The following is a 12,541-nucleotide window of genomic DNA, read 5'->3' as shown; positions in this document are numbered from 1 at the left end:
TACTCCGGTACGGCGCGGCTCAAACGAGTTGTGCGCCGGGACGGCCGTCCTCGACGACCCAGGTGTTGAGCGTGGACAACGCAGCCTTCGGGTCGCGCACGTCGCTGATGGCTTGATAGCGGGTGGTCATCCGACCCGGCGTGATGTCGATGGCCATATAACCGCGCTTGCGGCTGTCGAAGAACCTGATGTGCGGATTGTTCGGCATGGCGGACATCAGGCCGTCGTAACTGGGGCCGCTTGAGGTGATGGAGGTGCCGACGAACTCGGTCGCGACGGTGGCCGAGGATGGGTCGCTGCTGTCCAGCTTCACGTCGTTGGTCCAGAAGGAATGGTAGTCGCCGCTGAGGACGACCGGGTTGCGCGGCTTCAGCGTCGCCAGCGCCTGGGTCAGGCGATCGCGCGCGACCGGATAGCCGTCCCAGGTGTCGGTCCAGTAGCGGGTGTCCGGACCGCCGTCGCCAAAGCGAAGGCCCGCCATCACCAGATCCTGACCGAGGATGTTCCAGCGAGTCTCCGCGCTCGCCAGGCCGTCATACAGCCAGCGCTCCTGTTCAAAGCCAAGGAAGGTGCGCGCGGGATCCAGGCGGTCCGGGCAGGCGGCGTCGGTCACGATCTGACCCTTGCCGCCGTTGGGGCCGTCGCTGCAGGCCTGTTTTGAGCGATACTGGCGACCGTCCAGCATGAAGAACTCGGCCAACTGGCCATAGCGGACCCGTCGATGGATCGGCATTTGCAGCCGGGCGTCCAGGCGGGTGCGGCGGATGGGCATGGCCTCATAGAAGGCCTGATACCCGGCGGCGCGGCGACGCAGGAAGTCGCTCGGGGTCACGCCCGGAGTCTTGGACCAGACGCCAGAGTAGTCGTCCTGGATCTCGTGGTCGTCCCAGACCGCCAGGCAGGGAGCGGCGGCGTGCAGGCGCTGCAGGTCGGCGTCCGTGCGGTGCAGGGCGTAGCGATTGCGATAGCCGGCCAGGGTCGTCGCCTCTTCCAGTCCGTAGGGACGCACCACGTCCGCCGCGCGATCCGGACCGCGCGTGTATTCGTAGATGTAGTCGCCGAGGAAAAGGGTCAGGTCCGGCGCTTCATTCGCCATGTGGCCATAGGCGCTGAAATAGCCCGACTCCCAGTTTGAGCACGAAGCCACGGCGATGCGCAGGGCGTCGACCGAAGCATTCGGCGCCGGAGTGGTGCGTGCCCGGCCGACGGGGCTTTGATGACCCAGGGCGGTGAAGCGGTACCAGTAGGGGCGGCCGGGGATCAGGCCCTCGACCTCGACATGGACGCTGTGGGCGGCTGCGGGCTCGGCGACCGTGCGGCCGGAGGCGGCGATGGAGCGGAAATTCTCGTCGGTAGCGACATCCCACTGGACGATCACGGGCGCGCCGAGGCCGCCGAGGCCGTCAGGCGCGACGGGATCAACCGCCAGGCGCGTCCAGATGACGAATCCGTCGGGCGCCGGGTCGCCGCTGGCGACGCCGAGCGGAAAGACATAGGCGCCGCCGGCCTGGGCCCTGCCGAACTGCAGGACGGCAGGGGCTGCGACCAGACCGCCCAGCAAGGCGCGGCGATGGATGCTAGGGGCGGTCAGGATCATCGGGCAGACCATGAGGCTACGGAAAGAATGGGGCCGGCGCGGCCGGCCCCGAAGATGCTGGTGACGTTTGGACCTAGAAGTCCATCTTCAGGCTGACGCCGACCGTGCGGCCTTGGCTGGGCGAGGTGGTCGGACGGGCGGAACCGTTGAAGCCGTTGCGGGTCTCTTCGTAATAGGTGTTGAAGAGGTTGCGGGCCCACAGTCCCACGCGCCAGTTGGCGCCCGACGGTCCCATGCTGAGGTTGGCGTTCCACAGCCAGTATCCGGGCAGGACGGAACTGGACGCGGCGTTGTAGATGGCGTCGCGCTGGTTGTAGTTGGTCTCGGCCCGCAGATCGAAACCGGCCACCTGCCAGTCATAGGCGATCGAACCGCCGTAGTTGAACTTCGGGAACTGGAGCGGTTCGCCCGAACGGTCGTTGGTGATGATGACGTCCCACGGACCGTCCACCGGATTGGCGGCGTCGGTCTTGGCACCGTCGATGGCGAAGTATTCCGTGTACTTGCCCTTCTTGTACCCGAAGTTCTGGCTGATCGTCAGTCCGTCGATCGGGACCCAGAGCAGTTCGATCTCGCCGCCATAGATCTCGGATTTCGGCACGTTGGTGATCTTGCCCAGACGGCCGGCTTCGCGGTCGTATTCCAGACCCTGAACCTGCTGGTCCGTGTAGTCGTAGAAAAAGACGGCGCCGTTCAGCCGCAGGCGGTTGTCGAACAGATCCGACTTGATCCCGGCCTCGTAGGCGATGACGATTTCCGGCTTGAAGGGGGTCGCCGAGGTGGCGTTGTAGGTGGTGAAGCCGCCCGACTTCACGCCGCGCGCGATGCTGGCGTAGAGCATGGCGTTATCGGCCAGGTCATACTCCGCGCCGATGCGGCCGCTGACTTCCGACAGGTCGGTGTCATAGGTCGTTTCTTGGCCGACAGGAGCACTGAGGCGGCGCGTGCCGGAGGTGGTCAGGCTGCGCGTTTCGTTCTCATAGCGCAGGCCCGCGATCAGGTTCAGCCGGTCGGTCAGCTGATAGCTGTTGTGGGTGAAGACGCCGAAGGCTTCGACGCTCTGCTGGTAGGGCGTGTTGATCAGGGTGCGGTCGGCGCCGCGGAACTGGGTATAGAAGCCGCCGTCGTTGCTCTCGTCGGCATAGTAGACGCCGACCATCCAGTTCAGCCGGCCGTCGTCGGTCGAGGACAGGCGCAGCTCCTGCGAGAAGGCGTCGATGTCGTTGTAGAAATAGACGTCGGACTCGTTGAAGCGGGTGCCGTCCCAGTCGTTGTATTCCGACCGCGTGAACGACTGATAGGCGGTGATCGAGTTCAGCTGCGCCCAGCCCAGATCGGCGCGAACGCGGGCGTTCAGGTCCAGGCCTTCGTTGTCGCGTCCCGGCTTCGAGCCGAGCGCGCGGCCTGAGACCGCCGCCATCTCCGGCGACAGCTCCCAGCCGGTGATGCGCCAGGCGGTGTCCGCCGGATAGGTGACGCTGCCGTCGAACACCTTGTAGGGAGCCGTCAGGCGGAAGCCGAGGCCATCGGACTTGTCGACCTGATAGGTGGCGGCCAGATCGACCGTCACGTCCTGCGAGGCGTCCCAGGTCAGGCGACCACGCACGGCCGTCTTGTCCTTGTCGCCCAGCTTCTGGCGGGTGTCGCGGTGGTACTGCCAGGCGCCGCCCTGTTCGGTGACGGCGGCCAGACGGCCCAGCAGGTTCGGCGCGATCTGGCCCGAGACATAACCCTCGACCTTGTAGCGGTCATAGGAGCCGTACTCGGCGCTGAAACCGGCGCGCGTGTCGGCGGTCGGAGCGTTGGTGATGATGTTCACCGCGCCGCCGGTGGTGTTGCGGCCGTAAAGCGTGCCCTGCGGACCACGCAGCACTTCCAGGCGGGCGATGTCGAACATCGCGCCCTGGGTGGTGATCGTATAGGGGTGCGCCACCTCATCGACATAGATGCCGACGGTCGAGGCGTTGTTCGACGAGTATTCGCGCGCGCCGATGCCGCGGATGCGGAACTGGGGCTGGCCGCTGCCGAACTGGCTGTCGACCTCCATGTTGGGCACGACGTTCTCGATATCGTTGATGACCGAGACGCCTTTTTCGTCGAGGCTTTCTCCGCCGATGACGCTGAGGGCCAGGCCGATGTCCTGGCTGGCCTGCTCGCGACGCTGGGCCGTGACGACGATGTCCTGCACCGTCGTAGCCTGGGTTTCCGAGGTGGTCTGGGCCGAGGCGGGCAGGGCCGCCGCCAGCGCCAGGACGGCGCCCGATGCGCCGAGAAGAAGACGATTCATGTGTCGATCCATGGTGGCGACGCGGACGAGCACCCCTCTCGCACGGGCCGGAAATTCAGGGGAGGCTGGCACGACGCAGCGGTCGCGCTCGCGCTGGTGGCTGACATGTCTGTCAGGCGTCTTTTCCGGGGGCGGAAAGACGGGGGCGGAAGCGGGGAGGACGACCGGCATCGCCAGTCCATAACCTCGAAAAAAACGCCTGTTCGACAACGATAGGGCTGTAGGGCGGAGCTGTAATGCTTTCGTGACGCTTATTTGAAGTGTTGCTGTCTTTTGGTGGCGGAGGCTCAGGAACAGATGTTCGTTTTACGTGCGCTCGGCCACCAGGATCGCGGCGGCTCGCTGGAGACGGGCGGCGTCGGGCGCGTCTCCGGTCGCGCCGCCCATGAGAGCCGCGCCCTTGATCCACAGGGCGAAACGGGTGGCCGCCCGCCGCGTCAGATCGAACTGCTCGGGCCATAGTTCCGCCCGGTTGACGTAGGTGCCGCCGCCTTCCGGTCCGCGCAGGATCATGGCCAGTTCCTGAAATGCGGGGTCTCTGCGAGCTTCCAGGCAGACCTGTGCGATCAGCCGGGCGTATTTGACGTAGAACCCGTGCCCCTTGGTCCCGTTCACTGTCAGCGTGCGCGCCATCAGCTCGCCCCAGCGCTGCAGATTGGGCGGGCTGCCGCGAACGGGGTGACGATAGTCCAGGTAGCCCGGCATCTCGCGGAACACCGCGTGCCAAATCGCGTCCATGATGAAACGTCGCATGTCGGCCCAGTGGTAGGCGATGGTCGAGGTCGAGGTGCCGACCTCCGTGCTGACCGACCGGTTGGTGACGACCGCCACGCCACGGGCCAGGATCTGATCCGCCGCGACGTCCAGAAGCCGGAGTTTCAGCGAGCCCGCCTCCAGGCCGTCGGCCGGCGCCAGCGGAATCGTCAGGTGTTCTACATAGCTTTCACTGGCCGGCGCGGGGTCGTCGCCGCGGCCAAAGGCGCGATCGACCAGCCCGCCTAGCCCTTCGGCGGCGATCATCTCATAGTCCGCCCGCTCGCCCAGCGCTCCGACGTAGAACTGCTCGATGATCAGGTAGGTCGAAATGACTTCGCCATAGGCCTCAAGGCCGGGGGATCGGGCGAGAAAGGCCGTCCAGGCTTCGCGCCGCATGGCCTCCCAGCGCGCCAGCAACGGGGGCAGGAAAGCGCCGGGCTCGGGCGAGACCAGCAACTCCTCCCAGACCCGAACGAAGCTGGCTGAGTCGCGGGCGCGTTCGCGCAGATAGCGTCCGGTCAGGGCAAGCAGGGCGTCGCGTCCGAAGGTCAGGCCGTCGAGGTTGGAGAAGAAGGTCTCATGATAGGCCTCGTCCTGCTCCAGGGCCGCGATGGCTATCGCCTCGATCAGGCCTGACTTGGACCCGAACAGGTTGACGATGACGGTGGTGCTCTTGCCGACGGACTGCGCCAGGTCGCGCATGGTCAATCCGCCCAGGCCGAGCTCGGCGACAAGCGTCATCGCCGCAGCGACGATACGGTCAGCCGCTATGGAGCGAGGGGTCGCGATCATCGTCATGTGAGGCCCGCAGCGTTGTCGTGGTGTTGGCGATCCCGATGCACCTGAAATCGCAAACATCCGTCTTTGCCATCCGCAGGCGACATGAGGAAGTTGGCGCGAGACCCGGAGGCGGGTCGCAGTGTCGCGTTTCATGGCAGGCGCCGGCCGCGCCTAAACGGCGGCGGGGCGTGTTTGCGGCCGGCTGGCCGGCGACTTCAGTGTGGCGAGCTCGATTTCTGCATGCATACTGCCGTTTCCTGCAGCGTTTGTGATTGCGGGGATGGAGGGTGTGATGAAGGGGACTATCGTTTGTCTGATCGGGGGCGTGGTTCTGGCCGGAGGGCTGGGAGCCATGACGCGGACGCCGCAGGAAGCGCCGCCGGCCGCCGCCGTTGCGTCGAACGTCCTGCCTGAGGGCGCGGGTCGCGAGATGACGCAGCGTGTGTGCGGCCAGTGCCACTCGGTGGGCATGTTCGCGACGCAGCGGCATAGTCAGGACGAATGGAACCAGGTCATTTCGCGCATGATCGCCAAGGGCATGACCGCGCCCGAGGACGATCTTTACGAGATCTCCGACTATCTCACTGAAAACCTTGGCAAGGCAGAAGCGGCTCCGCGCGGCTGATCAGGTGTTGTCGCGGGCGATTCCGTAGCCGTTGGTGAAGGCGTCGCGGATGGCGCGGACACGCCGGTTGTCGGCGTCGCCGCTGCGGCAGACGAAGGCGATCTGACGCGTCGGGGTGCTGACGCCCAGCGGGATTTGGCGCACAGGCGCCCGCGCCGTCGGGGCGACCGGCAGGCGTGGGATGATCGACACGCCCAGACCGGCTGACACCATGGCCAGCACCGCCTCAATGGACTCCAGCTCAAAGCGCGGCCGTGTGCCGGGCGAGAGGCGGTGCAGGTGGCTGGCGGCGGTGCGTCCGCTGGTCAGAGAGGTGTCGAACTGAATCCAGTCGTAGCGCGCGATCAGGGCCTCGGCCGTGGATTCCGTGCTGTCGGGCGGCGCCACGAAGACGAAGGGCTGACGTTCCAGATCCTGCCAGTCGAGACGGCTTGAGCCGCCCGAGGTGGGCCGGATCAGGGCTGCGCCGTCGAGACGTCCCGCCTTCAGATGGTCAAGCAGCTCGCCGGAATCGCCCTGGATCACGCGCACGGCCAGACCTGGGTGTCGGCCGCCGATCTCCTGCAGAACAAGAGGGATCATGGTGGGTTGGAGCGAACGTATCGCCCCGATGACGACGCGGCCCGACAGGGCGGCGGAATGGCGCGTGCGCGCTTCTTCGACGGCGTCCAGGGCGGTGCGGACGCTCTCCGCCAGATCGCTGGCGAGCGGGGTAGGGCGCACGGTTCGGCCTGAGCGGTCGAACAGGGGTTGGCCCACATACTCCTCCAGCCGTTTCATCTGCAGGCTGACGGCGCTGGCGGTCAGACCCATGTCGTCGGCGGCGCTGGCGAAGCTGCCGTGTCGCAGGACGGAGTTCAGGGTCATCAGGAACTCGAACTTCAAGGCGCTCTCCCGTTCGGGGCCGGCGCCGTGAAGGCGCTGTCTGATCGATACATAACAAAACGTCATCTATCGATCCAGCAAACGTCACTATTTCTTGAGTTTGGCGGTCGTTACCAATGGTCTCGACCGAGCGATGGGGCGACCCGCCGACCGGCAAGGTCTCATCGCTCGAAGAGGCGAGGGACAGGGAAGAGGCAATGAAACAGGAACATCAGATCAGAATGCTGATCGGCGGTCAGTGGACGGATGGCGAAGGCGCCGCCGTCGCGGTCGTCGACAAGTTCACGGGGGCCGAACTGGGCCGCGTGCGCTCGGCGTCGCCGGCCCAGGTCGAGGCGGCGGTGGCCGCCGCCCGTGCAGCGTTCAACACCGTTCGCCTCGAAGCCTATGAGCGCAGCCGCCTGCTGAACCGGGTCGCTGACCTGATCCTGGCCGAACGTGAAGCCCTGGCCGCCATGATCGTCGCCGAGTCCGGCGTGCCATGGAAGGATTCCAGCAACGAGGTGGTTCGCACCGCCGAGACCTTCCGCGTGTCGGCCGAGGAGGGCCGCCGTCTGGCAGGCGAGATCGTGCCGATCCAGGGGGCTTCGGGCCAGTCGGGCCGCATGGCCTATACCCTGCGCGTGCCGCGCGGCGTGGTCGGCGGCATCAGTTCTTTCAACTCGCCGCTGAACATGGTGGCGCACAAGGTGGCGCCGGCCCTCGCTTCCGGCAATGCGGTGGTGTTCAAGCCGCCGGTCGCCACGCCCCTGTCGGCGACACGTCTGTTTGAGCTGATGCTGGAAGCCGGCGTGCCCGGCGGCCTGATCAACCTGATCCACGGCGGCGGGGCCGAGGTCGGCGCGCCCCTGGCGGCCCATTCGGGCGTGGACTTCTTCACCTTCACCGGCAGCACTCCGGTGGGCAAGGCGATCAGCGCCAGCCGCGGCATGCGCGCCACAGCGCTGGAGCTGGGCAGCATCGCGGCCACCATCGTCTGCGCCGACGGCGATCTGGAACGGGCGGCGGTGCGGTGCGCACAGTCGGGGTTCCGCCGTCAGGGGCAGGCCTGCACCTCGACCCAGCGGCTGTTTGTCGAGCGCGCGGTCATGGACCGCTTCCTGCCCATGCTGCTGGAACAGGTCGAGGCGCTGAAGGTCGGCGATCCGCGCGACCACGCCACGGACGTCGGCCCCATGATCAGCGAGGCCGAGGCCGTGCGCGCCGAGACCTGGGTGCGGGAGGCGACGGACCGCGGCGCCCGGGTTCTGACCGGCGGCGAGCGGCGCGGCGCCATCCTGACGCCCACGGTCCTGACCGACGCCGACCCGGCCTCGAAAGTGCTGTGTGAAGAGATTTTCGCCCCCGTCCTGACCGTCCTGCCGTTCGACACGCTGGACGAGGCGATCGACCGCGTGAACGCCACGCCCTTCGGTCTGGCCGCAGGTCTGTTCACGCGCGACCTCAGCCGCGCCCTGAAGGCGGCCGAACGGCTGCACGTCGGCGTGGTGCACCTGAATGAAGCCTCCAGCAGCCGCGTCGACCTGATGCCGTTCGGCGGCGTCAAGGACAGCGGCGTGGGGGTCGAAGGCCCCCGCTACGCCATGCGCGAGATGACCGAAGAGCGTCTCGTCACGATCACCCTGTGATGGATTTGAATATGTCAGCAGACAGCGTAACCGGCGCCATCTTCATGGCCCAATGCCTGAAGAACGAGGGGGTCGAGAAGGTCTTTGGCCAGTGCGGCCATACCAACTACGCCCTGATCGACGCCTGCGACCGGCTGGGCATCGAATACGTCTCCTTCCGCCATGAGCAGCAGGCGGTTCACGCCGCCGACGCCTACTACCGCGTGTCGCGCAAGCTGGCGGTCATCAACGTCCACCTGTCGCCCGGCCTGACCAATACGGTGACCGGCGTGGCCTCGGCGGCGATGGACGGGACGCCGATGCTGGTCATCACCGGCAATACGCCGACCTATCACCACCCGCGCGAGGCGCATCAGAGCATGCGCCTGCACGCTGACGCGTCGCAGGGCGACATCTTCAAGCCTATCTGCAAGCGGGTCTGGCGCGTGGACGACGCCCGTCACCTGCCTGACGTCATGCATCGGGCCCTGAATATCGCCCAGACCGGACGCCCCGGCGCCGTGCTGCTCGACATTCCGATGGATGTCTTCGCCCAGAAGATTTCAGCTGAAGCCCAGACCCGCTCGCGGCGTCCCAACTTCGCCCGCCCGATGGGCGACGCGGAGGGCGTGGCCGAGGCCGTCGCCATGCTGAAGGCCGCGACCAATCCGGTCATCTTCGCCGGCAACGGCGTGGCCCTGTCCGGCGCCTATGAGGCGCTGAAGGCGCTGGCCGAGCAACTGGGCGCGCCGGTGGCCACCACCCTGGTGGGCAAGGGCGTCTTCCCAGAAAACCATCCCCTGTCGCTGGGCACGACCGGCATCTGGGGCGCGCGCGTCGCCAATGACACCACGCGCACCGCCGACGTCATCCTGGCCGTCGGCACCGCCTTCGGCGAGGCGGACTGCAGCTCCTGGCGACCCGAGCACACCTTCAACATTCCCGGAACCCGACTGATCCAGATCGACCTGGACCCGCAGGAGATCGGCAAGAGCTATCCGGTCGATATAGGCATCGTCGGCGACGCCCGCGCGACCCTGACCCAGCTGTCGGCGGCCCTGGGCGAGCAGCCGCGGCCTCAGGCTGTGATCCAGGCCCAGCGGGCGCTGCTTGACGAGCGCAAGGCCGCCTGGCGCGAGGAGTTGAAGGAAACCCAGGAGATCGACACCAGGCCGATCCACCCGGCGCGCCTGCTGAAGGTCCTGTCCGACGCCGCCCCCGCCGACGCCATCTTCGTCACGGATGTGGGCTGGAACAAGAACGGCGCGGGCCAGCAGCTGGAGATCCAGGGCCGGAACGGTTTCCTGACCAGCGGCGGCATGGCGACCATGGGCTATTCCCCGGCCGCCGCCGTCGGCGCGGCCATGGGCGCGCCGGATCGCAAGGTCCTGGGTCTGGTCGGCGACGGCGGGCTGATGTCGGTTCTGGGCGCGCTGACGACGGCGGTCGAACTGGACATTCCGGTGCTGTGGGTCCTGTTCAACAACTTCTGCTACTCGACCATCCGCACGGTCGGCACGACCTATTTCAACAACCGGCAGGGCACGGAATTCCGCTCGCCGGACGGCGAGCTCTACAACCCCGACTTCCAGGTTCTGGCCCGGTCGTTCGGCATCCGGTCGGCCCTGATCGAGGAGCCGTCCGATCTGGAGGCGGGGGTTCGCGCCGCCATGGCCGAGCGGGGGGCCTTCCTGCTGGAAGTGCGAACGCGCGGCGACGTGCCGATGCCGCGCACCGGCTACTGGGACATCGCTGACTTCCTGGCGACCGGCAATGACTGACGGCCCGCCGCTTCATCAGGGGCTCCACCGGCGGGACTATCAGCCGGAGGCTGTCGGTCCGCTGGACGGGGTCCGGGTGCTGGACATGTCGCGTCTGTTCGCGGGCAATGTCCTGACCCAGATCCTGGGCGATTTCGGCGCCGAGGTGATCAAGGTCGAGCCGCCGGCTGGCGACACCCTGCGCGGCTGGAAGACAAAGGGCGTCTCGACACACTGGAAGATTTACGCCCGCAACAAGAAGAGCCTGGGTCTGGACCTGCGTAATCCGCAGGCGGCCGACATCTTCTTGAAGTTGGTCCCCAGCGCCGCCATCCTGGTCGAGAGCTTTCGTCCCGGCGTGCTGGAGAAGATGGGCTTCAGCCCGGAGGTTCTGCACAGGATCAATCCCAGGCTGGTGATCGTGCGCGTTTCCGGCTGGGGGCAGGACGGTCCCTATGGTCAACGGCCGGGCTTCGGCACGGTGATCGAGGGCATGTCCGGCTTCGCCGCCATCAACGGCTTCGCTGACCGCGAGCCGGTGCTGCCGCCCATGTATCTGGCGGACGGCGTGGCCGGCTCCTACGGGGCCTCGGCGGCCCTGCTGGCCCTGCGCGAGGCCGAACGGCCGAACGGCAAGGGGCAGGTGATCGATTTGCCGCTCTATGATCCCCTATTCGCCCTGCTGGGTCCGCAGGCCGCCAACTATCGACTGTCGGGGCAGGGTCGCAAACGCGAAGGCAGCCGGTCCGGCAACTCGGCGCCGCGCAACGTCTATCGCTGCCGTGACGGCAAGTATGTCGGCCTGTCGGGTTCGACCCAGACGATGGCCATGCGCATTCTCAAGGCCATCGATCGCGACGATCTGGCTTCCGACCCGCGCTTTCTTACCAATGCCGGCCGACTGGCGAACGTGATCGAACTGGACGCCGCCATCGGCGACTTCATCGGGCGTCACGATCAGGCGGAACTGGTGGCTCTGATGGAGGCGGCCGAGGTCACGGTCGGGCCGATCTACGACATCGCCCAGATCATGCAGGACCCGCACGTCATCGAGCGCGAAATCCTGGCTGACTACCCCGATCCCGAGCTCGATCTGCTGCCCATGCATCACGTGGTGCCGCGTCTGTCCGAGACGCCGGGTTCGATCAGGGCGGCGGCGCCGATGCTGGGAGAGCACAACGCCGAACTGCTGGCTGAACTGGGGCTGGACGAAGCGCAGGTCGCCGGCCTGATCGCCGAGGGCGTCGTCGCCGGCGCCGCGCCGTCTCAGGCGGAGGATGCGGCATGACCACGGTGTGGCGTTCGCTCCAATATGTCCCGGCCCACCGCGAGAAGCACGTGACTTCGGCGCGGCTGGCTCAGGCGGACGCCGTCATCCTCGATCTCGAGGACGCCGTGCCGACCGAGGACAAGGCCGCCGCACGCAAGGCGCTCAAGACGGCGGTCAAGGCTGTCGGGCGCTGGGGCGCCGACGTGCTGGTGCGGATCAACGCCGAGCCGGAACTGGCCGACGCCGACATCGCCGCCGCTGTGGCCGCCGGCGCCGTCGCCCTGGTCGTGCCCAAGGTCGAAGGGGCGGAGGACATCCAGCGGCTGGAGCCGGTCATCGCTGCAGCCGAGCGAGTGGCGGGCCTGCAGATCGGCGCGACGCGTCTTGTCGTGCTGATCGAGACGGCGCGGGGCCTGTTGTCTATATCGTCCAGTCTGGGGGCCAGCGCGCGGATCGCTGCGGTCAACCTGGGCAATGAAGATTTCGCGCGCGATCTCGGGGTCGAGCCGTCCGAGGCGCTGCTGACCTATCCGCGTCAGCAGATGATCATCGCCGCCGTGGCCGCTGGCGTTCTGCCCTTGGGTCTGGCGGGGGGCGCCACGCGCTTTGACGACCTGGACGCCTATCGCGGGCTGGCGGAGCGCTCGCGTCGGCTGGGTCATGTCGGCGCCACCTGCATCCATCCGGATCAGATCGCCGTGTTGAACGCCGTGTTCGCGCCGAGCGAGGCCGAGGTGGCTGAAGCTTTGGCGATCGTCGACGCCGCACGCATGGCGGGGCAGGGGGCCTTCGCAGTCAACGGCAGGATGATCGACAAACCTGTTTTGAGTAGGGCGATCGGAGTTCTTGATCGCAATAGTTCAATAGAGAGCAAGTTCAAATCTAGTTCTAAGAAATAAACAAAAATGACGACTCAAAAGAAGTCGTCAGCATGGGGAGTATGCAATGCGTAAGGAAGGTCGGAGCTCGCTGTC

Annotated in this window: 9 protein-coding genes; 5 read left to right on the top strand and 4 right to left on the bottom strand. The window is 66.8% G+C overall.

Going from position 1 to position 12,541, the window contains the following annotated elements; translation table 11 throughout:
• Positions 1-19: 19 nt before the first annotated feature.
• From ACZ5XO_RS10440 to ACZ5XO_RS10430, 3 genes are all read right to left on the bottom strand, one after another.
• A complete protein-coding gene (locus ACZ5XO_RS10440) occupies positions 20-1,597 on the bottom strand; it encodes an alkaline phosphatase D family protein (protein ID WP_464162292.1) in 1,578 nt (525 codons plus the stop codon).
• Positions 1,598-1,670: 73 nt separating this feature from the next.
• Positions 1,671-3,884 carry a TonB-dependent receptor gene (locus tag ACZ5XO_RS10435; protein ID WP_464162291.1) on the bottom strand — a complete coding sequence of 738 codons (2,214 nt, stop codon included), beginning with the start codon at positions 3,882-3,884 and terminating at the stop codon, positions 1,671-1,673.
• A 306-nt stretch (positions 3,885-4,190) separates the two neighbouring features.
• Positions 4,191-5,438 (bottom strand): TetR/AcrR family transcriptional regulator, encoded by a 1,248-nt coding sequence (locus tag ACZ5XO_RS10430; protein WP_464162290.1) that lies wholly within the window; start codon positions 5,436-5,438, stop codon positions 4,191-4,193.
• A gap of 274 nt (positions 5,439-5,712) precedes the next feature.
• Here ACZ5XO_RS10430 and ACZ5XO_RS10425 point away from each other — a divergent pair, with 274 nt between their 5' ends.
• A complete protein-coding gene (locus ACZ5XO_RS10425; protein ID WP_464162289.1) occupies positions 5,713-6,045 on the top strand; it encodes a hypothetical protein in 333 nt (110 codons plus the stop codon).
• On the opposite strand, the gene ACZ5XO_RS10420 is transcribed toward ACZ5XO_RS10425, so the two are convergent.
• Positions 6,046-6,930: a LysR family transcriptional regulator gene (locus ACZ5XO_RS10420; protein ID WP_464162288.1), complete on the bottom strand. Its 885-nt coding sequence runs from the start codon at positions 6,928-6,930 to the stop codon at positions 6,046-6,048.
• A 197-nt stretch (positions 6,931-7,127) separates the two neighbouring features.
• Between ACZ5XO_RS10420 and ACZ5XO_RS10415 the strand changes: the two genes are divergently transcribed.
• Genes ACZ5XO_RS10415 through ACZ5XO_RS10400 form a run of 4 tightly spaced genes read left to right on the top strand, consistent with a single transcriptional unit; the run spans position 7,128 to position 12,466 of the window.
• Positions 7,128-8,558 (top strand): aldehyde dehydrogenase family protein, encoded by a 1,431-nt coding sequence (locus ACZ5XO_RS10415; protein ID WP_464162287.1) that lies wholly within the window; start codon positions 7,128-7,130, stop codon positions 8,556-8,558.
• 11 nt (positions 8,559-8,569) lie between these two features.
• Positions 8,570-10,318 (top strand): thiamine pyrophosphate-binding protein, encoded by a 1,749-nt coding sequence (locus tag ACZ5XO_RS10410; RefSeq protein WP_464162286.1) that lies wholly within the window; start codon positions 8,570-8,572, stop codon positions 10,316-10,318.
• Positions 10,311-11,585: a CaiB/BaiF CoA transferase family protein gene (locus ACZ5XO_RS10405; RefSeq protein ID WP_464162285.1), complete on the top strand. Its 1,275-nt coding sequence runs from the start codon at positions 10,311-10,313 to the stop codon at positions 11,583-11,585. The genes ACZ5XO_RS10410 and ACZ5XO_RS10405 overlap by 8 nt, the downstream gene beginning before the upstream one ends.
• The gene (locus tag ACZ5XO_RS10400; RefSeq protein WP_464162284.1) at positions 11,582-12,466 is read left to right on the top strand and encodes an HpcH/HpaI aldolase/citrate lyase family protein; all 885 of its coding nucleotides are present in this window, start codon (positions 11,582-11,584) and stop codon (positions 12,464-12,466) included. Before ACZ5XO_RS10405 ends, ACZ5XO_RS10400 begins: the two co-directional genes overlap by 4 nt.
• Positions 12,467-12,541 lie beyond the last annotated feature (75 nt).

This window comes from Brevundimonas sp. T2-11 (assembly GCF_055397675.1).
Note: the sequence above shows the minus strand (reverse complement) of the source record. Positions and strands in the feature narration are given on the sequence as shown.

Bases quoted from the DNA above. Each gene is read 5' to 3' on its own strand.
- ACZ5XO_RS10415 (WP_464162287.1), top strand. From the start codon at position 7,128: ATGAAACAGGAACATCAGATCAGAATGCTGATCGGCGGTCAGTGGACG.
- ACZ5XO_RS10430 (WP_464162290.1), bottom strand. From the start codon at position 5,438: ATGACGATGATCGCGACCCCTCGCTCCATAGCGGCTGACCGTATCGTC.
- ACZ5XO_RS10435 (WP_464162291.1), bottom strand. From the start codon at position 3,884: ATGAATCGTCTTCTTCTCGGCGCATCGGGCGCCGTCCTGGCGCTGGCG.
- ACZ5XO_RS10440 (WP_464162292.1), bottom strand. From the start codon at position 1,597: ATGATCCTGACCGCCCCTAGCATCCATCGCCGCGCCTTGCTGGGCGGT.
- ACZ5XO_RS10400 (WP_464162284.1), top strand. From the start codon at position 11,582: ATGACCACGGTGTGGCGTTCGCTCCAATATGTCCCGGCCCACCGCGAG.
- ACZ5XO_RS10405 (WP_464162285.1), top strand. From the start codon at position 10,311: ATGACTGACGGCCCGCCGCTTCATCAGGGGCTCCACCGGCGGGACTAT.
- ACZ5XO_RS10410 (WP_464162286.1), top strand. From the start codon at position 8,570: ATGTCAGCAGACAGCGTAACCGGCGCCATCTTCATGGCCCAATGCCTG.
- ACZ5XO_RS10425 (WP_464162289.1), top strand. From the start codon at position 5,713: ATGAAGGGGACTATCGTTTGTCTGATCGGGGGCGTGGTTCTGGCCGGA.